Source organism: Micromonospora sp. NPDC048040 (assembly GCF_055587185.1).
On the sequence record NZ_JBVJGT010000062.1, the window covers coordinates 1 to 22,017 of the forward strand.

19 protein-coding genes are annotated in these 22,017 nt (G+C 74.3%); 10 read left to right on the top strand and 9 right to left on the bottom strand.

Going from position 1 to position 22,017, the window contains the following annotated elements; genetic code table 11:
• The first annotated feature begins 91 nt into the window (after nt 1-91).
• Nucleotides 92-1,087, top strand: a complete 996-nt coding sequence (locus tag ACZ6O2_RS31685) for an alpha/beta hydrolase (RefSeq protein WP_466025494.1) — start codon at nt 92-94, stop codon at nt 1,085-1,087.
• A gap of 96 nt (nt 1,088-1,183) precedes the next feature.
• Here ACZ6O2_RS31685 and ACZ6O2_RS31690 read toward each other — a convergent pair whose 3' ends face one another.
• The 3 genes from ACZ6O2_RS31690 to ACZ6O2_RS31700 all read right to left on the bottom strand — a co-directional run bounded on the left by ACZ6O2_RS31690 (nt 1,184) and on the right by ACZ6O2_RS31700 (nt 2,728).
• A complete protein-coding gene (locus ACZ6O2_RS31690; protein WP_466025495.1) occupies nt 1,184-1,456 on the bottom strand; it encodes a cation:proton antiporter regulatory subunit in 273 nt (90 codons plus the stop codon).
• 138 nt (nt 1,457-1,594) lie between these two features.
• Nucleotides 1,595-2,365, bottom strand: a complete 771-nt coding sequence (locus tag ACZ6O2_RS31695; RefSeq protein ID WP_350708184.1) for a rod shape-determining protein — start codon at nt 2,363-2,365, stop codon at nt 1,595-1,597.
• Nucleotides 2,366-2,521: 156 nt separating this feature from the next.
• On the bottom strand, nt 2,522-2,728 hold the full coding sequence (locus ACZ6O2_RS31700) for a hypothetical protein (RefSeq protein ID WP_350708182.1): 207 nt from the start codon (nt 2,726-2,728) through the stop codon (nt 2,522-2,524).
• A 118-nt stretch (nt 2,729-2,846) separates the two neighbouring features.
• On the opposite strand from ACZ6O2_RS31700, the gene ACZ6O2_RS31705 reads away from it, so the two are divergent.
• Nucleotides 2,847-3,746 carry a bifunctional helix-turn-helix transcriptional regulator/GNAT family N-acetyltransferase gene (locus tag ACZ6O2_RS31705; protein ID WP_466025496.1) on the top strand — a complete coding sequence of 300 codons (900 nt, stop codon included), beginning with the start codon at nt 2,847-2,849 and terminating at the stop codon, nt 3,744-3,746.
• 386 nt (nt 3,747-4,132) lie between these two features.
• Here ACZ6O2_RS31705 and ACZ6O2_RS31710 read toward each other — a convergent pair whose 3' ends face one another.
• On the bottom strand, nt 4,133-6,607 hold the full coding sequence (locus ACZ6O2_RS31710; RefSeq protein WP_466025497.1) for a low temperature requirement protein A: 2,475 nt from the start codon (nt 6,605-6,607) through the stop codon (nt 4,133-4,135).
• A 464-nt stretch (nt 6,608-7,071) separates the two neighbouring features.
• On the opposite strand from ACZ6O2_RS31710, the gene ACZ6O2_RS31715 reads away from it, so the two are divergent.
• Nucleotides 7,072-8,262 (top strand): hypothetical protein, encoded by a 1,191-nt coding sequence (locus ACZ6O2_RS31715; RefSeq protein WP_466025498.1) that lies wholly within the window; start codon nt 7,072-7,074, stop codon nt 8,260-8,262.
• 150 nt (nt 8,263-8,412) lie between these two features.
• Here the strand turns inward: ACZ6O2_RS31715 and ACZ6O2_RS31720 are convergent, their stop codons facing one another.
• The 3 genes from ACZ6O2_RS31720 to ACZ6O2_RS31730 all read right to left on the bottom strand — a co-directional run bounded on the left by ACZ6O2_RS31720 (nt 8,413) and on the right by ACZ6O2_RS31730 (nt 11,916).
• Nucleotides 8,413-8,772 carry a hypothetical protein gene (locus ACZ6O2_RS31720; protein WP_350708176.1) on the bottom strand — a complete coding sequence of 120 codons (360 nt, stop codon included), beginning with the start codon at nt 8,770-8,772 and terminating at the stop codon, nt 8,413-8,415.
• Between the two features lie 96 nt (nt 8,773-8,868).
• Nucleotides 8,869-9,453, bottom strand: a complete 585-nt coding sequence (locus ACZ6O2_RS31725; RefSeq protein WP_350708174.1) for a TetR/AcrR family transcriptional regulator — start codon at nt 9,451-9,453, stop codon at nt 8,869-8,871.
• 12 nt (nt 9,454-9,465) lie between these two features.
• Complete coding sequence (locus tag ACZ6O2_RS31730; protein WP_466025499.1) at nt 9,466-11,916, bottom strand: PEP/pyruvate-binding domain-containing protein; 2,451 nt, start codon at nt 11,914-11,916, stop codon at nt 9,466-9,468.
• Between the two features lie 170 nt (nt 11,917-12,086).
• Between ACZ6O2_RS31730 and ACZ6O2_RS31735 the strand changes: the two genes are divergently transcribed.
• The 7 genes from ACZ6O2_RS31735 (at nt 12,087) to ACZ6O2_RS31765 (ending at nt 19,760) form a co-directional block, all read left to right on the top strand.
• Nucleotides 12,087-13,664, top strand: coding sequence for an ABC transporter substrate-binding protein (locus tag ACZ6O2_RS31735; RefSeq protein ID WP_466025500.1), 1,578 nt, complete (start codon nt 12,087-12,089; stop codon nt 13,662-13,664).
• Complete coding sequence (locus tag ACZ6O2_RS31740; RefSeq protein ID WP_466025501.1) at nt 13,661-14,605, top strand: ABC transporter permease; 945 nt, start codon at nt 13,661-13,663, stop codon at nt 14,603-14,605. The genes ACZ6O2_RS31735 and ACZ6O2_RS31740 overlap by 4 nt, the downstream gene beginning before the upstream one ends.
• Nucleotides 14,602-17,115, top strand: a complete 2,514-nt coding sequence (locus tag ACZ6O2_RS31745) for an ABC transporter ATP-binding protein/permease (RefSeq protein WP_466025502.1) — start codon at nt 14,602-14,604, stop codon at nt 17,113-17,115. The genes ACZ6O2_RS31740 and ACZ6O2_RS31745 overlap by 4 nt, the downstream gene beginning before the upstream one ends.
• Before the next feature lie 11 nt (nt 17,116-17,126).
• The gene (locus tag ACZ6O2_RS31750; RefSeq protein WP_466025503.1) at nt 17,127-17,693 is read left to right on the top strand and encodes a GNAT family N-acetyltransferase; all 567 of its coding nucleotides are present in this window, start codon (nt 17,127-17,129) and stop codon (nt 17,691-17,693) included.
• Between the two features lie 102 nt (nt 17,694-17,795).
• Nucleotides 17,796-18,209: an RlpA-like double-psi beta-barrel domain-containing protein gene (locus ACZ6O2_RS31755; protein ID WP_350708163.1), complete on the top strand. Its 414-nt coding sequence runs from the start codon at nt 17,796-17,798 to the stop codon at nt 18,207-18,209.
• Between the two features lie 13 nt (nt 18,210-18,222).
• The gene (locus tag ACZ6O2_RS31760) at nt 18,223-18,819 is read left to right on the top strand and encodes a cell wall protein (protein ID WP_350685971.1); all 597 of its coding nucleotides are present in this window, start codon (nt 18,223-18,225) and stop codon (nt 18,817-18,819) included.
• 74 nt (nt 18,820-18,893) lie between these two features.
• Entirely contained in the window at nt 18,894-19,760 is an 867-nt protein-coding gene (locus tag ACZ6O2_RS31765) for a MauE/DoxX family redox-associated membrane protein (protein WP_466025504.1), read from the top strand.
• Nucleotides 19,761-19,891: 131 nt separating this feature from the next.
• Here ACZ6O2_RS31765 and ACZ6O2_RS31770 read toward each other — a convergent pair whose 3' ends face one another.
• Both ACZ6O2_RS31770 and ACZ6O2_RS31775 read right to left on the bottom strand, forming a co-directional pair.
• Nucleotides 19,892-21,031, bottom strand: coding sequence for a CaiB/BaiF CoA transferase family protein (locus tag ACZ6O2_RS31770; RefSeq protein ID WP_466025505.1), 1,140 nt, complete (start codon nt 21,029-21,031; stop codon nt 19,892-19,894).
• Nucleotides 21,032-21,234: 203 nt separating this feature from the next.
• The gene (locus ACZ6O2_RS31775) at nt 21,235-21,747 is read right to left on the bottom strand and encodes a GNAT family N-acetyltransferase (protein WP_466025506.1); all 513 of its coding nucleotides are present in this window, start codon (nt 21,745-21,747) and stop codon (nt 21,235-21,237) included.
• Nucleotides 21,748-22,017 lie beyond the last annotated feature (270 nt).

A 22,017-nucleotide genomic window follows, 5' to 3' on the forward strand; every position in this document is an offset into this window, starting at 1 on the left:
ACCCTATCCGTCCATGTAAGACGATCAGCGAGGGGAGGGAGCGGCGTTTCCTCCCGGCCCTGAACGGCCGGGTTTCCACGCCGCAAATCCGATGAGCGACAGTGGCAACGTCCGTCGTCGAGTGAGCCGCCGGCGACTGCTGGTCGGCACGGCGGGAGTCGCCGCCGCCGGAGCGTTCGCCGGGGCGTTCTCCGCGTCGTCCCCCGCGGTCGCCGCTGTCGACGGCCACGGCCTGCACATCGTCGACCGCAACGAGAACCCCGGCCGGCTGCAGTACTACCGCTTCGCCACCGCCGCCGTCGAGTGGGACCCGGCGGTCAACGTCCTGCTGCCCGACGGTTACCACACCAGCGGCAGGCGCTATCCGGTGCTGTACCTCCTGCACGGCGGCGGGGCCGACTTCCGCACCTTCCACCTGCAGGACAACATCATCGATCTCACCGCCGGGCGGGAGATCATCGTCGTCATGCCGGACGCCTCGACCGGCTGGTACTCGAACCCGGTGCACAGCAACACGGGCCCCCGCAATTGGGAGACCTTCCACATGGCGCAACTGCTGCCGTGGATCGAGTCGAACTTCCGAACGTTCCCGGAGTACGACGGACGCGCGGTCGCCGGGTTCTCGATGGGCGGGTTCGGCGCCCTCAAGTACGCCGCGAAGTACTACGGCCACTTCTGTTCGGTCAGTTCCCACTCCGGTCCGGCCAGCCTGCGCCGGGACTTCGGCCTGGTCGTGCACTGGGCCAACGCCACCTCGGCGGCGCTGGACCTGGGCGGCGGCACGGTCTACGGCGCACCGCTGTGGGACGAGGCCCGAGTCAGCGCCGACAACCCCGTCCAGCGCATCGGCAGCTACCACAACAAGCGCGTGTTCCTCGCCGCCGGCACCTCGCCCGACCCGGTCAACTGGTTCGACACGGTCAACGAGACCCAGGTGCTGGCCGGCCAGCGCGAGTTCCGGGCAGCTCTCGCCCGCGCCGGCATCCCGCACGAGTGGCGCGAGGTTCCCGGGGGCCACTACTTCCGGCACGAACTCTTCGCCCAGGACCTCGACGGCATGCTCCGCCGCCTCCGCCGCGCCGGCTGACCTCGTCGACGTTCCCGCCGCGCCACCCGAGCCGTGGCGCGGCGGGAACGTCGCCGCAGGCTGCGCGGTGAGCGGGATCCGCGCGCCGGCGGGCACTCACCGCGGCTCGGCGGGCTGCCGGTCGGACTCGTCGGGCGCGGTGATGGTGACGTCGAAGACGTCGAGGAGGCCGAGCAGGCCCGCGAGGGCGACGGCTTCGTCGCGTTTGAGGATGATGCTGCGGGTGGCGTCGGGATCGTCGCCGTCGTGGTAGACCAGCTCACGCCGGCCGCCGGCGTAGTGGGTCACCACCCCGACGCGGCATCCGGCGTCGGTGGTGAACATGCGGCGAAAACCGATGCCGGGCAGCGGTGTCAGTTCGACGTCCATCGGAACTCCAGGTGGTGAGGGAACCGCAGCGGTGGGCGCGGTGCGGTGACGGCCGGACGAGGGCACGTCCGGCTGCGGCGGCGGCAACGGCGGACACGGCGCAGCCGTCGGCTCGCCGTGCGGGGACCGTCGCCCGGGTCAGCCGGTGAGCAGCAGGCGCAGGCCGGCGAGCGTGGCCAGGTGCGGGTCCGGGGGCATCGTGACGGTGCGGCCGGTCAGGGCGGCCAGCCGGGCCGCGAGCCCCGGATGCGCCGCCCCGCCACCGGTGATCAGCAGTCGGCGTCGCCCCGGGCCGGCCGGGCGGGCGCCGACGCGGCGCACGGCGGCCGCGATGAACGGCACCTGGTCGACGGCGTTGGGCACGTCGACGTGCTCGGCGGCGGCGACCGCGCGGTCGGCGATGCGGGCGATCTCGGTGCGGCCGTGGCCGATGTCGACGGCGACGACGTCGTCGCGGTCCAGGTCGGCCTGGCAGGCCAGGGCGGCCGCCAACGGCTCCTCCACGGTGGCGACGCGCCCGCCGAGCGCCCGGCGGACCACCGCGACCAGGAGGTTCTTCTGCTGCAACGTGGCGGTGGCCGGCACGCCGACGACGACCGGTGAGACGTCGTCGCCCGGCCGCCCGGCGGCCGCCGCCACCACCCGCAACAGGTGTACGCAGGCGAAGAAGTCCTCCACCACGCCGTGCCGCACCGGCCACAGCAGCTTCGCGCCGCTGGTGGCGCGCAGGTCCATCGCGGCGCGCCCGACGGCATGGCCGCCGGAGGGTATCCGCGCGACGACGGCGGGTTCGGTGACGACCTCCCCGTGCACCGGGGTCCACACACGCACCGCCGACGTGCCGAGGTCGAGGGCGACGGGATGCCGTACGCCGAGGCGGGCGTACACGCCGGGAGCCAGCATGCTCATCGTCCCCGTGCCGGAGTGTGCGCGGCGGCGCACGTCATCGGTCGGGGCGGTCCGTCACCGACGGACAGGAAGCGGGGGCGCGTGTCGTGACGCAGGGTCGGCATGGTGCTCCAAGCCACGGGCCGGCGCCGTAGGGCGCCGGGAGGCGAACAGGCTTCAGACGGCGAACGTCAGCCCGGGCGGAGCACGGTCCGCCGACCACGCCGGCACGCACCCGGGGACGGCCCGCCGCGTGCACCGGAACACGATGCACAGCCCGACGGCCCGCGCCGCCGACAGCACCATGACCAGCACGGCCAGCATCAGCAGCGCCGGCAGCGAGACGCGCTTGCCGACGCGGCGGAGACCGTGCCGATCCTGCATGGCCGACACCATAGCCGGGCGACCGGCCGCTCGGCCACGGCGTTGGACCGGGCGCACCCGGCCACCGGGCTCGGCAGGCCCTGGCGCCGAGAGTGATAGCTGACTAAAGTCAGGCTTTATGACCTCGGATCAGCTCGTCGCCGCGGTGCGGCGGTTCAACCGGACGGTGACCCAGCGGGTGGGCGCCCTCGACGATGCCTACATGGCGCGCGGGCGTCCCCTCGCGCAGGCGCGGGTGCTGTGGGAGATCGGTCCCGGTGGCAGCGAGGTCGCGGCGCTCAGGGCCCGGCTCGGGCTGGACTCGGGTCACCTCAGCCGGCTCCTGCGGGCCTTGGAGCACGACGGGCTGGTCACCGTCGGGCCGTCCGACCAGGTCGGGGGCGACGGGCGGGTCCGGGTCGCCACGTTGACCGACGCCGGCCGGGCGGAGTGGTCCGAACTCGACAGGCGCTCCGACGAGTTCGCCTCGTCGATCCTCGCGCCGCTGTCCGCGCGGCGCCGGGAGCGGCTCGTCGCGGCGATGGCCGAGGTCGAGCGGCTGCTCGTCGCGTCGATGGTGGTCATCGCGCCCTGCCCGCCCGGCGACCCGCGGGCCCGGGCGTGCACGCGGGCCTACGCCCGGGAGGTCGCCCGACGCTTCGACGACGGGTTCGATCCGAGCCGGAGCAACCCGGTGCACGACGAGGACCTCGTCCCGCCGGCCGGCCTGTTCCTGCTCGCCACCCTCAACGGCGAGGCCGTCGGGTGCGGCGCGGTCAAGCTCCACCACGACGCGCCCGCCGAGATCAAGCGGGTCTGGGTGGCGGACACCGTACGCGGGCTCGGGGTCGGCCGGCGGATGCTCGGCGAGCTGGAACGGCACGCCGCCGCACGGGGCTGGACCGCCGTCCGGCTGGACACCAACCGCAACCTCACCGAGGCGATCGCGATGTACCGCGCGGCCGGCTACCGGGAGATCGAGCCCTACAACACCGAGCACTACGCGCACCACTGGTTCGAGAAGCGCCTGACGCCGTGACGTGTCGACCGCCGCCCCGCCGTCCGCCCGGCGAGCCCCGGGTGGGCGGGTGGCCGGGCGGCGGGGCGGAACGACGCCAGCAGGGGCGACGGGAATGGCGGATCAGTTGACGCCGGCCCTCATTCGCACATTCTGCCCCGACCGTCATGGGCCGGGGCGCCATTCCGGGCAGTTTCTCCGTGTGGCCCACCGCCATTGCCGTGTGACGAGGACGACGGTGGGGAATTGCCGTTTCCGACGTACCGCATGACGGGGCTCGCATTTCTTCCGGGTCGGCTCAGCGGGCGCGGACCCAATGCAGAGCGTCGACGGGGGTGGTCACGGCGCGACGGTTTCCGGCCGCGCCGGCCGCGGCGGTCGGCGGTCGGCGGGCAAGCGGCGCCCGGTCAGGGCCGGTGCGGTGCGGACGACTCCGGGACCAGCGGGTCGTGCGCGGCGTGCCGCAGTTGGCGGGTGCTGACGGCCTCGGCAAGCGCGAACGCGCTCAGGGCGCCGGCGAGGATCGCCAGACCCGCCAGCCGGGACACCGTGGTGGTCACCGCCGTCAGCCCGACCAGCGCCACGATCGCGACGAGCCGGAGGCCACGGACCCGGTGTTGGATGCGCCACCAGAAGGCCTGGTCGGCGAGGAGGAAGAGGATCACCCCGCCGTAGAGGGTGAGGTGGGACATGTCCCACCACCCGACGGGTCCGGCGACCCGCTCGACCTCCGCCACCGTCTTGCGCAGCCCGAGCGCGACCAGCACGACCCCGGCGATCATCGGCAGGTGCGAGTACGTGTACGCCTCGAGTGCGAGGCGGCTGCGCCGGCCGTCGTGCAGGCTCTGCACGCCCCGCTGCCCCGCGGTGGCGTCGACGTCGAAGTACGCCCACCAGAGCGTCGCGACCACCACCAGGCTCAGCACGGCGGCGACGACCACGGGCACGGAGACCGCGCGGTTGCTCACCGACGCGCCGGTCGAGACGATCGCGCCGCCGAGCGCGACGAGGATGATCAGGCCGAACCGGTCGGCCCAGTGTTCGGCGGAGCGCACCGGCCAGTGCCGGGCGTTGAGCAGGTAGCCGCTGCCCAGGTCGACGACGACGGCCGCCGCCCACAGGGCGACACGGACGGGCTGGAACGCCTGCGGGTCGTCCGACGGCGGCGGCACGGAGGCGGCGGCGTAGAGCAGCGCGAGCGCCACGGCGGCCGACACCGCGAGCCGCACCAACTGGCCGCGGAACAGCCGGTCCTTCCGGGCGACCGTCCAGAACGCGACGAAGTTCAGGGCGCGCACGAGGCCGTAACACGTCGCGAAGACCAGCGGTCCCGGCAGACCGCCGGGCAGGTTGATGAAGACCACGGGCACGGCGATGGCGATCACCAGGACGCTCGCCGCGGCGCCGAGGAGCAGGAGCCGGGCGATGGCATTCTCCGTGCGGAACGAGCTGCCGAGCCAGGCGTAGCTGCACCACGCCCACCAGAGCAGCACGAGCACCGCCAGCCCCTGGAGCAGCCCGCGTCCGCCGGGTTGCGCGGTCATCAGCTCGGTGACCTGGATGAAGGCGTAGACGAAGACCAGGTCGAGGAAGAGTTCCTTGGGCGTGACCCCGGTGGAGCGCTCGCTGACCGGCTCGATCGCCCGGTGCAGTGCCCGGTGCCGCATCCGGAAGACGGTGCGGTCGAGCAGGACCAGGCTGGCGACTGCGGCGGCGAGCAGCCCCAGCTGGGCGACCACCGGCGCCCGCGCCGCCACCGGGGCGAGCGCCAGCACCAGGACGAGGCCGACGAGCGGCCCGCGGCCCCAGATACCGATCGTCCGGCGCTCGAAGGCGATCAGGGCGAGCAGGTACAGCGCCACCCCGCCATACAGGGCGAAGAGGCCGAGCGCCGGCTCCGACCGCACCGACTGGAACGCCACGTTGTTGAACGTGTGCTTGAGCCCGAGCGAGAGCAGGATCAGCCCGACGATCATCGGCAGGTGCAGGAACGTGTACGCGTCCCGGGCGAGCCGCGAGCGGGCGACACCGGTGGCCTGTTCCAGCGCGTCCTCAGCGGAGAACCTGGCGATGTCGAAGTACGTCCACCAGAGCACGCCCACCAGCAGCATGCTGAGCACGGCGCCCCCGACCACCCCCCAGGTGACCGGGCTGGCCCAGCCGACACCCTGGCCCGTGCCGGCCGAGATGATGATCTCGCCGAACGCCACCAGGATGATCAGATGGAACCGCTCGGTCCAGTGCTTGACGGACTGGACGCGCCACCAGCTCACGCCGATGATCGTTATCCCGAGGTACTCGACGAGGAAGGCGGCCAGCAGCAGCGCGAAGCGGACCCACTCCCGGGCTTCGCCGTCGGCACCGAACGTGCCGATGGGCAGGAGGCCCGCGGCCAGCAGCAACGGCGCGGCGGCGAGCAGGGGCAGCCAGACACGCGGGTACGTGCGACGGGCGGCGGGATCCCGCCAGACGGCGACGGTGGCCACCAGCAGCGCGCCGGACCGGACGACCAGGTAGCAGACCACGACGACCAGCGGCCCGTGCAGGCCGCCCGGCTTGTCGGAGAACGTTTCGTTGAGGGTCACCCCCACGACCAGGATCAGCGCCGCCAGGCCGAAGATGACCACCGGCATGACGCCCCGGTCCACCCGGACGACGTTGCCGAGCCAGGCGTACGACAGCCAGCAGGTCCACAGCAGGACCAGCAGCACCACGCCGTGCAGCAGGCTCGTGACGGTCAGGTCGGCCGCGACCGTGCTGGACACGGTGATGAGGGCGAAGACGAAGATCAGGTCGAGGAAGAGCTCCAGCCGGCTGACCGCGCTGGACTCCCCGACCAGCTGGATCCGGCCGGCCGCCACCGTCGGCCCCTTCTCGGTCACGCCCCCACTCTGCCAAGGGCCGGCGGGGTGGACAGCGGATCCGGGAAGCGGGCCCGGGGCCGTCGTCGCCCGGCCGGCCCGCCCGGGTTCGCGCCGACAGGTCCCGCATTTCGCGCCGTCTCTTTCTGCGTCATTTCCCCGCCGGCCCACCCGGATTTTCCAGTCGTCCACCGAAATCGTCGCGGGCGAGCCGTCGGCCGCCGCCGCATTGGCGGCGGCGGCTCACGGTGGAGTCAAGAAGACGAAAGTCACGCTTTCTCGGATTTCCCGCGCGGCCCGTCCTTTTGTAGGCTCTGTGGGCCGGTTTCCCGGCCCGTTCGGCACGTGATTTCCGACGCCGAGGCACTACCCGCCACCCGTCTCCGCCCATTTCGAAGGGGCGGCGCCGTCGGCTGCGGTGACGCGTGTCCGGGCGTGCCTGGGCGCCGGCAGCCCATCGACGACACGACACGGGAGCACGACACATGCAGGGGACAACCGCAGCACGCCGCCGGGCGACGCCGGCCCGACGGCGCCTTCTCACCGCACTGCTCGCCGCCACGGTGAGCGTCGTCGCGGCGGCGCCCCCCGCCCGGGCCGCGGACACCGGCTACGTGTCGGCGACCTCGGTGGAGGCCCTCGGCGGCAACCTGTCCACGGTCAGCCCCACGGTGCAGACCACCTATCCCGGCGACCCGCTGCGCCCCGCCGACTACCTCAAGCCCATGGGCCCGCTGGGCCACTACGGGCTGATCGGCCCCTGGGGGCCGCTCGGCGTCGCCGGTCCGATCGGTGTCGAGCCGTGGCACCCGTCAAGCTGGATCACCGGGACGGCCTGGGACGACTGGGCCGGCATGCTCGGCTGGTACGGCGGGCCGATGAGCGAGTGGGGCCCGCTCGGCCCCGACGGCCCGCTGTCCCCGGAGGCGTACCACGAGACGCTGCCCAGCCTCGGTGACTTCAGCAAGCAGGTCCAGGCCGGCGGCGTGTGGGGCGTGCTGGGCCCCGTCGGGCCGCTCGGCCCGCTCGGCCCGTTGGGTCCGCTCGGCCCGGCCGGCGCGCACGGGCTCGGACGCACGGCCGACGGCGCGTACGTCACCAGCGGCGGCGCGGTGCGCCGTACCGCGACCGTGCCGTACGGGACCGCCACCCGCAGCTACGAGCTGTACGAGCACTACCGCGACGAGTACGCCCGCGGCCTCGGCTACGGCAACGACACCTCGTTCATGGTGGAGCGCAGCACGCTGTCGCCCGGCAGTTCCGTCGACTACCGGTTCACCTCCCAGCACACCCAGTGGGTCACCGTCAACGTCGTCCCAAACTGGATGCGCTACGACCTCGCCACCCTGTCGGGGTACGTGACCAGCGCCGCGAACAACCAGCTGGACTACCCGAGCGGCGCGGCGCGTGGCACGGCACTCGTCGACGACTTCGACCTGCGGCTGACCGACGACACGGGGCGGGTGCTCGCCGTGTCGAACTCCGTCGAGCTGGCCGACACGATCCAGGTCAAGGTTGCCGCCGGCACGCGGCTGACCCTGCGAGTCACCCACCACCAGCGTGGCTCCTACCTCGGCTACCACGACGGCTACCGGCTCTTCGTCACCGGCTCCACGCCGCACATCGCCGGCACCGACATCACCGGCGCCCACCAGCGCCCGGTCGGGACGGTGTGATCCCGCCCGGAGGCCGTCCCGCCTGATGCGCGGGCCGCACCCGGTGGCGCCGTCGGTCCGTCCGGCGCGCCACCGGGTACATCCGGCGCCCTGAGCGGCGGCTCTCGGCCCGGGCCTAAGCCGTGCGGCTGCGGCCCGGGCCGACGAGCGTCAGCCGGCGCAGTTGTAGTTCTGCACCGGCTGGGTCAGCTTCTCCTGGCTGCCGAACTTCGCGTAGACCCGCAGGTAACACGGCAGGTCGACGTCGCCGTAGTAGCTCTGGACCTTGTTGTCGTAGTACGTGGTGCCGCTCTGCGCGACCTGCCAGCCACCCGCGTCGCCCGACTGGATCTCCCAGTAGACGTCGCCCGAACAGCCCTGCAGCCCCTGGGACCACGCGATCATGTTGGCGCCGTTGTAGATCTCGGACTGCACGAGGGTGCAGCTCGCCGCCTGCGCCGGGGCGGCGCCGGCCAACAACCCCACGGTCAGCAGGGCCCCCGCTCCGACCGCTGACATCAGCTTGCGCATGACCAGTCTCCTCCACGATGGACGGTAGGTGGTCCACAGGAGGGTAGTCGCTCTGGAGATAAGTTCCAAGAGGATCATCGATGGAGACGAAAACTTTTATCGAGACGTCCCGCCGCCGGCGAACACGAGGTCGAGGTGGGCGTCCAGCGCGGCGAGCGCCTGCTCGGCGGTGTAGTGGCCGCCGAGCAGGTGGACACCCAGCCCCTCCATCAGCGCCAGCACACCGGCCGCGTACTCGTCCCGCCGGGGACCCGGGATGAGACCGGCGACGAAGGCGCGCAGCTGGTCGGTGTCCTCGCGCATGCCGGCGGCGACGTCCGGCCGCACCGCCGCGTACGCGAGGAACGCCAGGGCGACCCGCCCGTCGGCGAGCGACTCCTCGGACAGCGGGAGCAGCGCGGCGACCATCGTGCGGAGCAGCAGCCGGGGGGCCGGATCCTCGCCGAGCCGGGCGATCGCGTCGGTCACCCGGGCCTGGCTGCGCTCCCGCACGACGGTCATGGCGAAGGCCATCATCTCGTCCTTGGTGCGGAAATAGTGCTGGACCATGCCGGCCGAGACGCCGGCCTCGGCCGCCACGTGACGCAGGCTCACGGCCTCCACACCCTGACGGGCGGCCACGCGCATCAGGGCGGCCGCGATCAGCGTGCGCCGTTCGTGGCGGTCGACCTTCTTCGGCATGGCCTCATGCTGTCACGACGCGCACGCCTCGCCGATCACCGACGGCTCCACGGCCCCTGGGGCGGGATGCAGGGTCACCGTGCCCGCGGCGGCGTCCACCGTGACGAGTTGGCCGGTCCGGATCCTGCGGGTGGCGTCGGGGACGCAGATGACGGCGGGGATGCCGTACTCCCGGGCGACCGTCGGGCCGTGCGCCATCACCGCCCCCGTCTCGGTGACCAGCGCGGCGGCGGTGAGGAACAGGGGCGTCCAGCCGGGGTCGGTGGTGGCAGCGACCAGCACGTCGCCGGGTTCGACGTGGGCGGTGGCCGGGTCGTGGACCACCCGGGCCGGGCCGGTCGCCCGGCCGGCCGCCGCGCCCACCCCCCGCAGGGCGCCGTCCGGGGCCGGCGGCGGCGCGAGGACGGCCTCGACGTCGGTGCCGTCGGAGAGCAGGGCCACCGGCACCGCCTGGCGGCGCAGTTCCCGCCGGTACGTCGCGCGGCGCGCGGCGACCGTCGAGCGGTGGTCGGTGCCGTCGTGCACGGCCGCGTGTGTCTCGTCGAGGGTGAGGAACATGATGTCGTCGGGCCGCCCCAGCAGCCCCCGCTCCGCCAGCTCGGCGCCGACGAGCAGCAGTTGGCGGCGCATCTCCCGTAGGCGGTAGAGGCCGGCGAACTTGCCGGCTTCCCGCAGGCCGGCCAGCATCCGTGCCCGGCGCAGGAGGAATCCGGCGATCCGGCCGCGGACCGGTCGGCGCCGACGCGCCCGGGCGACGAGGTCCGCGCACGTCGCCTCGGCGGCCTCGGCGGCGCGGGCGAAGCGCCGGTCCGGGGCCTGCTCAGGGTCGGTGACGCGCAGGTAGTTGGCGATCATCGCGAAGACCGGGGTCGGGTCCTCGTCCCAGCGCGGCACCCCGAGGTCGACCTCGGCGGCGGCGCGGTGGCCGTAGCGGTCCAGGAACGCCGCCAGGCCGATGTCGGGCAGCGATCCCCGGACGTACGCCGTGGCCAGGTCGTGCGGCGGGGTGGTGAGCAGCAGGTGGCGGTGCGCGGTGGCCTGCTGGCTCAGCCGCCACAACGCCAGGTCCATCTCGATGGTGACGTTGTGCGGCATGCCGCCCAGCACCGTGTCGATCTCGCCGGGGCCGGCCACGCCCCGCAGCAGCGAGGCCGGCAGCGTGGCGGCGAGCATCCCGGCGACGATCGGCCAGACGATGTCGTCGGGGCTGGCCGACAGTTCCTCGTCGCGCACGTACCGCAGCCGGTCGACGGCGGTGTCCAGCCCGGCGGGCGCGGCCGAGCCGACCCGGAGACGTTCGACCTCCCGGAACAGCCGGGCCCGGGCGGCGTCCGGGCGGGCCAGCGCCCGCACGACCCCGGTCGCCGCGCGGGCGGCGGTCCGCAGCGCCGGGCCGGTGGCCGTACGCCCCGGACCGGAAGCTGGCAGCGGCGCGAAGCGCGGGTCGGCGAGCACGTGCTCCATCACCGCCTGGGCCCGCGGCCCGAAGTCCACCGCCATCAGCTTGGCCAGCCGTTTGCGGGTCGACGGGTGCCGCGCGAGGTCGGTCAGGTCGCCGTACAGGCGCCCGCCGATGTCGGTGATCTCCACGGTCAGGCCGAACGACGCCAGCATCGCCGCCACCAGCGACTTCAGGGTGGACATGCCCATCGGGGTGGCGGGTTGCCGCATGCCCTGCACGTGGCCGAACTCCAGGTAGACCCGGGGAGCCGGCCGCCCGGTCTCCGGCGGCAGCGGGAACAGCGTGGTGATCGGCCGCGACTGGAGCAGCCAGAGCACGCCCTGCCGGTCGTAGGCCCACTCGACGTCCTGCGGGCAGCCGAACCGGTCCTGGAGGCGGCGACCCGCGTTCCGCAGCTCGTCCAGCCGCTCGGCGGTGAGCAGGCCGGCGCCGGCTCGGGGCGAGCCGTCGAGGATGTACCGCTCCACGGTGGCGCTGCCGTCCACGACGGCCGTGCCGAGCCCCTCGGCCGCCTCCACCATCATCTCGGTGCGACAGCCGGTGAGCGGGTTGGCGGTGAACAGCACCCCCGCGGTCACCGGGTCGACCATGCGCTGCACCAGGACGGCCATCCGCGCCGACGCGTGGTCGATCCCGTGGGCGTCGCGGTAGGCGACGGCGCGGGGGTCGTGCAGCGAGCGCTGACATCCCTCGATCGCCGTCAGGAGATCGGCGATCCCGCTGACGGCGAGGAAGGTGTCCTGCTGCCCGGCGAAGCTGGCGTCCGGGAGGTCCTCCGTGGTCGCGCTGGAGCGCACCGCCACCGGTCCCCCGCCGAGCCGCTCGTACGCCTGCGCGACCTCGGCCCGCGGCACCACGCCCCGCTCGTGGGCGGCGGTGGTGACGCAGAAGCCGTCCGGCACCCGCTCGCCCGATCGCGCCAGCTCCGCCAGCCGGGCGGCCTTGCCGCCCACCAGCTCGGTCATGTCCCCGGTCACCTCGGACAACGCGATCACCCGCATGCCGACCCCCCTTTTTGCAATACACCTGCATCGCCATCACCGTACGTCGTTCGCAATGCAGGTGCAATGCCATACCTCCGGCGACCCTCCCGGCAGGACGCAAATGGAAACCGTTATCGTTTCAGCGAGCTCGTACGACTCTCCCCCTCCCTCCGGAAGGACCCGCCAGCATGGCCCTCTCGCCCACCGCCACGCCGAGGCTGACCCGCCGCGGTCTGCTCGGCGCCGCCGCCCTCTCCGCCGCCGCGTCGACCGGTGTCGCGCTGACCGGCTGCGGCGTCCACACCGGCCCGTCCGCCGCCCCGGCCAGCCGGCCCCGGCGCGGCGGACGGCTGCGGGCGGCGTTCGCCGGCGGCGGCGCCAACGAGACCCTCGACCCCCACCTGGCGAACCTGTTCAACGAGGCGTCGCGGGCCAAGGCCATGTTCGACAAGCTCGCCGACTACGGCCCCGACGTCTCCATCCGGCCCCGCCTCGCCGAAGGCTGGGCACCCAGCGCCGACCTCACCCGATGGCGGATCACCCTGCGCCAGGCCACCTTCCACGACGCCCGGCCGGTACGCGCCGCCGACGTCCTGTACAGCTACGCACGCATCACCGACCCGAAGCGGGCCTTCCGCGCCAGGGCGAGCCTGGACATGATCGACCTGGCCGCGAGCAGGGCGGTCGGCGACCGCGTCGTGGAACTGGTCCTCAAGCGACCCTTCGCCGAGTTCCCCAACGCCCTCGCGGCCTTCGGCGCCTACATCGTCCCCGAGGGCACGGAGACCTTCGACCGTCCCGTCGGTTCCGGTCCGTTCACGTTCGACACCTGGCGGCCGGGCCGGTCGCTGCTGCTGCGGCGCTACGCCGACCACTGGGACGGCGCGGCCCACCTCGACGAGCTGGAGTACCTGACCAGCAACGAGGAGTCCGCCCGGGTCAACGCCCTGCTCGCCGGCCAGGTGGACTACGCGCACGACGTCACCCCGACCACCGCCCGCACGTACGCCGGCGACCGCCGGATGACCGTCACGCGGATGCCGAACAGCACCATGCAGTCCTTCGCGATGAAGGTGGACCGGCCCCCGTTCGACGACCGCGACCTGCGCGAGGCCATGTTCCTGCTGACCGACCGGCGGCAGCTCGTCGACACCGTGCTCGCCGGCGCCGGGCAGATCGGCAACGACCTGTTCGGCAAGGGCTACCAGTACTACGCCGACGACATCGCCCAGCGCTCCCACGACCTCGACCGGGCCCGGTTCCTCGTCGACCGGGCCGGTGCCCGCGGCCTGCGGATCCCGCTCGACACCGCGCCGGTGGCCAGCGGCTTCGTCGAGGCCGCCAGCGTCTTCGCCGAGCAGGCCAGGAAGGCCGGCCTCGTCGTCGAACCGAGGATCGGCGACAAGGACACCTACTGGAGGGACATCCTCGGCTCGGGCGTGCTGGCGTCGTACCGCTCCGGCGCCATGCCCATCGAGACGCACATCTCCCAGCGGCTGCTCACCCACTCCACCACCAACGCCACCAGGTGGGCCCGGCCCGACTTCGACGCCCGCTACGCCAGGGCCGTCTCCAGCGCCGACGAGCAGGCCCGGCGGCAGGCGTACGGCGACATGCAGCGCATGCTGCACGCCGAGGGCGGCTTCCTGATCTGGGGCTTCGCCGACTTCCTCGTCGCCACCAGCCCACGGGTCGGCGGCGTCTCGGCCGACGCCCCCGCCAACACCCTCGACTGGGCTCGCTTCGACAAGGTCTGGCTGGGGTGAGCCTGCCCCGCTACGCCGCCCGGCGGCTGCTGCTCGGCGTCGGGCAGGTCGCCGGCGTCGCCACCGTCGTCTTCGTGCTCACCGAGGCGCTGCCCGGTGACGCCGCCGTGGTGATCGCCGGTGACCAGCCCGATCCGGCCCGCATCGCCCTGATCCGCGCGCACCTGCACCTGGACCAGCCGGCCTGGCAGCGCTACCTCGACTGGCTGACCGGCCTCCTCCGGGGCGACCTCGGCGTCTCGCTGGTCTCCCAGCGGCCGGTCGCCGAGCGGCTCGCCGACAGCGCCGGCGCCACCGTGCTGCTGGCGGCCCTCACCCTGACGGTGCTGGTGCCGCTGGCCGTGGGCGTCGGCATGCTGGCCGCCCGGCGCGAAGGGGGCCGGCTCGACCGGGCGCTGTCCGCCGGGTCCGTCGCCCTGTACGCCGTGCCGGAGTTCGCCCTGGCGATCCTGCTCGTCGCCGGGTTCGGCGTACAGCTCGGCTGGTTGCCGCCCACGGCGTTCGGCGCCGACCTGTCGGCGCGGCCGGCAGTCCTCGTCCTTCCCCTGCTCGTCCTGCTGGCCCGGCCCGTCTGCACGATCAGCCGGCTCACCCGGGCCGGCATGGTGGACGCGCTGCGCGCCGACCACGTCGGGCACGCCCGGCGTCTCGGCATCACCGGCGGTCGGCTCTGGCTGCGCCACGCGCTGCCCCACGCCCTGGCCCCGGTGGCCCAGCAGCTCGCCCGTACCACCGACTGGCTGCTCGGCGGCGTCATCGTCGTCGAGGCGGTGTTCGTCGTACCCGGTCTCGGCACCGCCCTCGTCGACGCCGTCTCCACCCGGGACGTCCCCATGGTCCAGGCGCTGTGCGTGCTCGTCGCCGTCACCGCCGTGGCCGTGAACCTGACCGCCGACCTGGTGGCGTTCCGGCTCGCGCCGCGTACCGGAGCCGTCCGGTGAGGCCCCCGCTGCGTACGCTCGGCGCGGGCCTGCTGCTCGGCGTGCCGCTCGGCCTCGCCGTGCTCGGCCCCGCCCTGACCGGCGACGCCGATTCCCGCGGTCTGCCGTTCGCCCCCGACGGGCCGCTCGGCACCGACTTCGTCGGCCGGGACGTCCTGCACCAGGTGCTGCTCGGTGGCCGGTCCGTGGTCCTGGTGGCCGTCGCCGCCACCCTGCTGGCCTACCTCGTCGGGGTCCCCGTCGGCCTGCTCGCCGCGACGACCCGCCGCCGGTGGGTCGACGAGATCCTCATGCGCCCGCTGGACCTGGTCCTCGCCGTGCCGTCCCTGCTGCTGCTGATCCTGGTGGCCGCCGTCGCACGGCCCGGGCCAGGCACCCTCGTCGGCGTCGTGGCGCTCATCGCCCTTCCCGAGATCGCCCGGGTCACCCGGGCCGCCGCCCTGCCGCTCGCCCACGGACCGGCGATGGAGGCGATGCGCCTGTACCGGGAGACGTGGTGGCGCCGGGCCGGCGGGTACGTGGGGCGCGGCGTCCGCCGGGTCCTGCTCGCCGACGCCGGGGTCCGGTTCGTCGGCGCGGTCTACCTGGTCGCCACGGCCAGCTTCCTCGGCGTCGGCGTCGCCCCCGACGCCGCGGACTGGGCCGTGATGGTCGACCGCAACCGCACCGGGCTGTTCCTGCAACCGTGGGCCGTCGTCGTACCGGCCGCGCTGGTCGTCGCCCTGGCGGTGGGCGTCAACCTGGTCGCCGACCAGGTGCTGGCCGCCCGCGCCGACCCGGGGACGCCGCCCGGGGACGCGGGGCCGCCCGCCCGGGGCGCCCGCCCGCCCCGCCGGGACCGCCGCCCCGGCCCGCAGGCTCCCGGGGCGGATCGGCGACCGCCGCCCGGCGGGCCGCTCCTGCGGGTGCGGCGGCTGACCGCCGCGGCCGGGCAGCGGCGGCTCGTCGACGGGGTGTCCTTCGACCTCGCCGCCGGGGAGATCCTCGCCGTCGTCGGCGCGTCGGGCAGCGGCAAGACCACCACCGGCCGGGCGTTGCTCGGCGAGACCACGCCGGGCGTCCGCCTCACCGGCGGGATCGCGCTGGCGGGCTCGGCCGTCGCCGCCGGCGCGCCGCCCCCGGCCGGCACCGTCGGGTACGTCCCCCAGCAGCCCGCCGTGGCGCTCCATCCCCTCCGCCGCGTCGGCGCCGTGCTCGGCGAGATCGCCCGGCGCCACCCGCCCGGCCGGACCCGCCGCGCCCGGCGACAGGCGGTGGCCGAGGTGCTCGACCGGATGGCCCTGCCCACCGACCGCCGGTTCCTGCGGCGTTTCCCCCACCAGCTCTCCGGCGGGCAGCAACAGCGGCTGGTCATCGCCCACGCCCTGCTCTCGCGGGCGGTCCTCCTCGTCGCCGACGAACCCACCACCGGGCAGGACGCGCTCACCCGCCGCGACGTCGCCCGCGAACTGACGGCGCTCGCCCGCCACGGCATGGCGGTGGTGCTGCTGAGCCACGACCTGCCCCTCGTCCGCGCCGTCGCGGACCGGGTCCTGGTGCTGCGCCACGGAACGGCCGTCGCGCAGGGCCCGACGGCCGAGGTCCTGGCCGCGCGGGACCACCACGACCGGAAAAGGGCACCCGTCCCGCCGACCCGGGGCCCGGCCGCCGACAGCCGCCGGGCCGGCTCGACCCGCTGCTCGCCCGGCCGGGACGTCCCGCCGCTGCTCGCCGTCGCCGGCCTCGTGGCCACCCACCGCCACGGGGGTCGCCGGCGCACCGTCCTCCGCGACGTCGGCGCGACGGCCGCCGCCGGGGAGTGCCTCGCCGTGGTCGGCCGGTCCGGCAGCGGCAAGACCACGCTGGCGCGCTGCGTCGCCGGGCTGCACCCGCCCACCGGCGGCCGGGTCGCGCTCGCCGGCCGACGCCTCGACCCGCACCTCGACCGGCGGGACCGGCGCGACCTCGCGGCCGTCCAGTACGTGTTCCAGGACGCCCGGGCGAGCTTCGACGCGTACCGCCCGGTCCTCGACCAGGTCGCCCGCGCCGCCCGGCGCCTGCGGGACGCCACCGACGCCGAGGCCCGGCGCACCGCCCGGCGCCTGCTCGACCAGGTGGGCCTCGCCGAACACACCGTGGCCGGCACGCCCGACCGGCTCTCCGGCGGGGAGTTGCACCGCGCGGCGCTGGCCCGCGCCCTCGCCAGCGAGCCCCGCGTGCTGATCTGCGACGAGATCACCGCCGGCCTGGACGGCGACGCCCGGGAGCGCGTCCTCGCGCTGCTGGACGACCTGCGTCGACGCCGCGACCTGGCGCTGGTCGTGATCAGTCACGACCGCGACGTCGTGGCCCGCCTCGCCGACCGGATCGTCGTGCTCGACGGCGGACGCGTCGTCGAGCAGGGACGGGCCGAGGCCCTGCTCGGCGCGGCCCGGCATCCGCTGACCCGCGCGCTGCTGCCCGCCGCCCCGAAGCGTCGGGAACGGGACGACGAGCAGCGGCGGGCGGATCCGACGGCGGCGACACGATGAGGGGAGAGACCATGCGGCAGTACCGACACGGCGTGGGCGCGTACGAGGTGCGGATGGCCGACGGCCGGCACCTCGACGGGGCCCGCAGCGTCATGCTCGACACGTTCTACCGGGAGTTCGGGCACGGCTACCGTGCCGACTGGCACCACGACGTCATCGACCTGGCCGGCACCTACCTGACGCCGCAACCGCACGCCCTTTTCGTCGCGACCCGGGGCGACGAGGTCGTCGGCACCACGGCGGTCCGCGCCGCGGCGCCGAAGAGTCCACCGCACCCGCGCTCCCTCGCGGAGCGCTTTCCGGAGGAGTCCACCGCGCAGCTCTTCCGGGTCTACGTCCGGCCCGAGCACCGCCGCCGGGGGCTCGCCCGCGCCCTCGTCGGTCTCGCCGTCGACTTCGTCGGCCGGCAACCCGGCTACCGGGACCTGTACCTGCACACCGACACCCGGGTCGACGGCGCCGAACGGTTCTGGCGGGCGGTGGCCGAGCCGGTGCACGACGCGCGCGACGGCCGGACCGACACCCACCAGACCGTCCACTTCCGGATCCCGCTGGCCGGCCGCCGACGGTGGACGTAGGAATCCTTCCGGCCATCCATTGACTTCGATGATTTATGCCACAACAATCACCTTTCATATCGATGAACTTCGCTGTTGATCGGATCTGGAGGGGAGGTACCCGTGGTTGCTCTGAGAGGCGAGGTGTCGTGGTTCTGCTGCGGCAACGCCTGGGGTCCCTGCGGCTCGGCCGGTGGTGGTGCCTGCGGCACCTGTTCGTCCGGCAACTACCAGCACGCCTGGCCGAACACCTCGGACGCGTGCCTGGCCATCACCCGCCCGCACGTGTGCGGAATCAGCGGGATGAGCCGCCGCGGCTGCGGCTTCCGGCACTACACCACCAACCTCTGCAACGGTGCCCGGGTCGGCACCGCCATCGCCGACTGCGGCCCGCAGACCGACCTGTTCTGCGGCGAGCGCACCTGCTGCGGCTCGGCCTGCGGCAGCAACCGGATCATCGACCTGACGCCCGCGGCGTACAGCGCGATCGCCAGTCTCTCCACCGGGCTGCGGCCGTGCTCGGTCGACAGCGTCTGAACGGGAGGACCCCATGGACCAGACCCTGAGGCGCCGCCGGCTGCTCGCCACCGCCGCGCTCGGCGGCGTGGTCGGCGCCACCGGGCTCGGCTCGCTCGCCCCCGAGGCGGCGTTCGCCGCCGACGCCGCGACCGTCGAACCCGGCACGCCGGACCCGAACTTCGCCGAGGGCCGGATCAGCACGATCTCCGGCAACATGCTGCTGGTCACCGGCTCGGACACCGTGCTCCACTCGATCCGGATCACCGACGGCACGAGCATCTGGAAGCTGCACCCGACCACGTTCGACCGGGTCGCCGTCGGCGACGGGCTCTACGCCCGCGGCGTCCGCCTGCCCGACGGCACGCTCGCCGCGGACGCCGTGTGGGTCAACATCGTCAACCTGCACGGGCACATCGCGGCGGTCGGCCGCAACGTGCTGCACCTCGACCACAAGGGCCGTCGGATCGTCGCGCACGTCGTGCCGGACCGGTCCGCCGCCGTCTACAACGGCACCCCGGCCGTCAGCGACATGTCCCTGCTGCGAGTCGGCCGGCACGTTCAGGTGCTCGGCGCCTGGCACCCGGACACCAACGAGATCGACATCGCCACCGTCTACGCCGCCGCCTGACGGCGCGCCCTCCGGGCGGTACGCAGCCGCGGACCGCCCGGAGGCCGCCCGTCGGACCAGCCGATGGAGAACACATGATCGACATGATCGCGGCGCTGCAACCACTGGTCGTCGGTGCGGTGCTGATCTGGTCCGCCCGCGTGAAGCTCATCAGCCGGCACGCCGCCGCGGCGGCCGGCCGGTCGGCGCTCGCCCGTCTGCTCGGGCAACACCGGGCGCTGCCCGCGTACCGGCTGCTCGGCGGTGTCGAGCTGGCCCTCGGCGCGCTGCTCCTGCTACCGCCCGCGCTGCCTCTGGAGGCGGTCGGCGCGACCGTCCTGACGGCCGGGTTCCTCGCCTACCTGACGTACGCCCGGCGCGCCGCCCCCACCTCCTCCTGCGGGTGCCTGAGCGCCCGGCCGACCCCGGTCTCCGGCCGCGGCCTGGTCCGGGCCGGGCTGCTGCTGGCGGCGGCCGGCCTGGCGGGGCTGGCCGACGGCGGCTGGGCGGGCGCACTCGCCGGGCGGCCGGTGGCCGGCGGCGCCGTGCTGGTCGCCGAACTGGCGGCGGTGGTGGCGCTCTCGCCGGAGCTGGACGCGGCCTGGCTGCTGCCGCTGCGCCGGCTGCGCGCCCGGCTGACCCATCCGCTGCGCGGCGGCACCGGCGTGCCGCTGCTGGCCACCGTGCAGCAGCTCCAGCTCAGCGACGCCTACCGGCGGGTGGCCCCGCTGCTCCGCTCGGACGTGCGGGAACACTGGGACGACGGCGACTGGCGCTTCGTCGGGCACGCCGCGCGCTACCGGGGCCGCCCGGCGACCGCGGTGTTCGCCGTGCCGCTGGCCGACCGGGAGCCCGACGCCGTGCGGGTCGCCGTGGTCGACGACGCCACCGGGCACACGCTGCTCAGCCTGGCCGCCGCGCCGCCGCCCGCCGGCCCTCGGCTCTCCGTCGCGCCGGTCTGACGCCCCCGTCAACCGCCGGCGCCCGGCGTCAGGGCTGGAACCCGGTGCCCCATGCCGGGTTCGGTGAGCAGGTGGCGTGGACGGGCCGGGTCGTCCTCCACCGTGCGGCGCGGTTGGGCCTGACCGACCACTCAGTCGGCGGTCAGCCAGGCGCGGATCTCGTCGCCGTGCTCGTCGAGGCGGGGCGGGGGCAGGTCGTACCGGGGCGGCGTGGCGGAGAAGCCGATCGGGTTGCGGACGCCCGGCACCCCGCCGACGGTGACCACCGGGTCGAGCCCGAGGTCCCGGGCCAGGGCGACGCCACCGTCGACCGTGTTGATCGGGGCGCACGGCACGCCCGCCGCGCGCAGGTCCCGGAACCACTCGTCGCGGGTGCGTCGGACCAGCCGCTCGACCAGCATCGGGCGCAGGACGTCGCGGTTCGCGGTCCGGTCGGGGTTGCGCCGGAACCGGGGGTCGTCGGGCAGCCCGGGCAGGCCGAGCACCTCGCACAGCTTCCGGAACTGGCCGTCGTTGCCGGCGATGACGACGAGGTCGCCGTCGGCGGCCGGCAGCGGCTCGTACGGGAACAGGCTCGGGTGGGCGTTGCCCATCCGGAACGGCGCGGCGCCGCCGGCGACGTGGCCGCTGGTGTGGTTGACCAGGCCGGACAGCGCCGAGGAGAGCAGGTTCACCTCGACGTGCTGGCCGACGCCGGTGTGGGCGCGGTGGTGCAGGGCGGCGAGGATGCCGAGGGCCGCGTGCAGACCCGCCATCACGTCGAACACGGCGACACCGGCCTTGTACGGCGGGCCGTCCGGCTCGCCGGTGAGGCTCATCAGGCCCGACGCCGCCTGGACCATGAGGTCGTAGCCGGGCAGGTCCGCTCCCTCGCTGGTGCCGAAGCCGCTGATCGAGGCGTAGACGATCCGTTCGTTGTCGGCGGCGACGCCGTCGTAGTCGAGGCCGAAGCGCTTCAGCCCGCCGGGGCGGAAGTTCTGGATCATGACGTCGGCCCGCCGGACGAGTCGCCGGGCGACGTCGAGGTCGTCGGGGTCGGCGAGGTCGAGGACCACCGAGCGTTTGTTGCGGTTGACGCCGAGGTAGTAGGTGGACGTCCCCTCCCGGACCGGCGGCATCCAGGCGCGGGTGTCGTCCCCGCCGGGCCCCTCCACCTTGATTACCTCGGCGCCGAGGTCGGCGAGCAGCATGGTCGCGTACGGCCCGGCCAGGATCCGCGAGAAGTCCGCGACGAGGATGCCGCTCAGCGGCCCGGCCTGCTGCTCCGCCATCGCCCCTCCCCTTACCCCGCTGCCGCCGCGGGCGCGCGCCGTCGGGTGTGGGCGTTGCGCCGTCCGCACCCGACGGTCCCGGATGGAAGGACAACGATGGCACAGCCGGCGCGCCGGGCGTCGTCCGCCCCGAGGGATCCCACGCCGGACGGGCCGGCGCGACGAACGCCCGCGTCGCGGGGTCGTCGCGCCGGCCCACCGGGTCACCGCCGGTGGTCCGGTCTCGTGATCCGGTACCGGGCCAGGTTCCCCTCGGTGGCCCATCGATGGAAGCCCGCCTTCTCCAGCACCCGGACGGATGACGGGTTCGACAGCTCCACGTCGGCGGTCACGGCGTGGACCGCCGACGCGGTGAGGGCGAACTCCGCCAGGGCGCGGGTGGCCTCGGGGGCGTAGCCCCGGCCGCGGCGGGACGGCACGACGCCGTATCCGATTTCGAGGGTGCCCTCGCTGGGTGGCCAGAACAGGCCGATCGAGCCCACCGTCAGGCCGCTGTCGCGCTCGACGATCAGGCGGTGGCCGTACGCGCCCAGCCAGGCGGGGTGCTGGTCGAAGAGGCCCGCGACGACGCGGTCGCCGTCGGCGGGGAAGTCGTCCGCCCAGTGCGCGGACCTGGTGTCGCCGAGGACCGCGGTGGCCTCGGCGGTGGTCCAGGGCCGGAGCACCAGGCGGTCGGTGGTCAGGTCGGTCCGGGATGATGAGGAAGAGGAAGACACGTGTCACTCCTGGTCGTGGGAACGACCCGGACCGCGCGCTACCGTCGCGCGGGCCGGACAAGGGCATGCTGATGAAGGCCGACGGCGGCCATATTCATCAACCTCCCTGTCCCGTGATCACGCGCCTCTCGCGCTGACGCGACGTTAGCAGGCCCGCCGGCCGGCGGGCAGCCGCCCCTTCGCGCTGGCGGGGGGGGGGGGGGGGGGAAGAGGGGGGTCCTCCCTCCATTGGTTGCTGTTTTTCCCACACCGAAAGAGAGAAAAACTGTT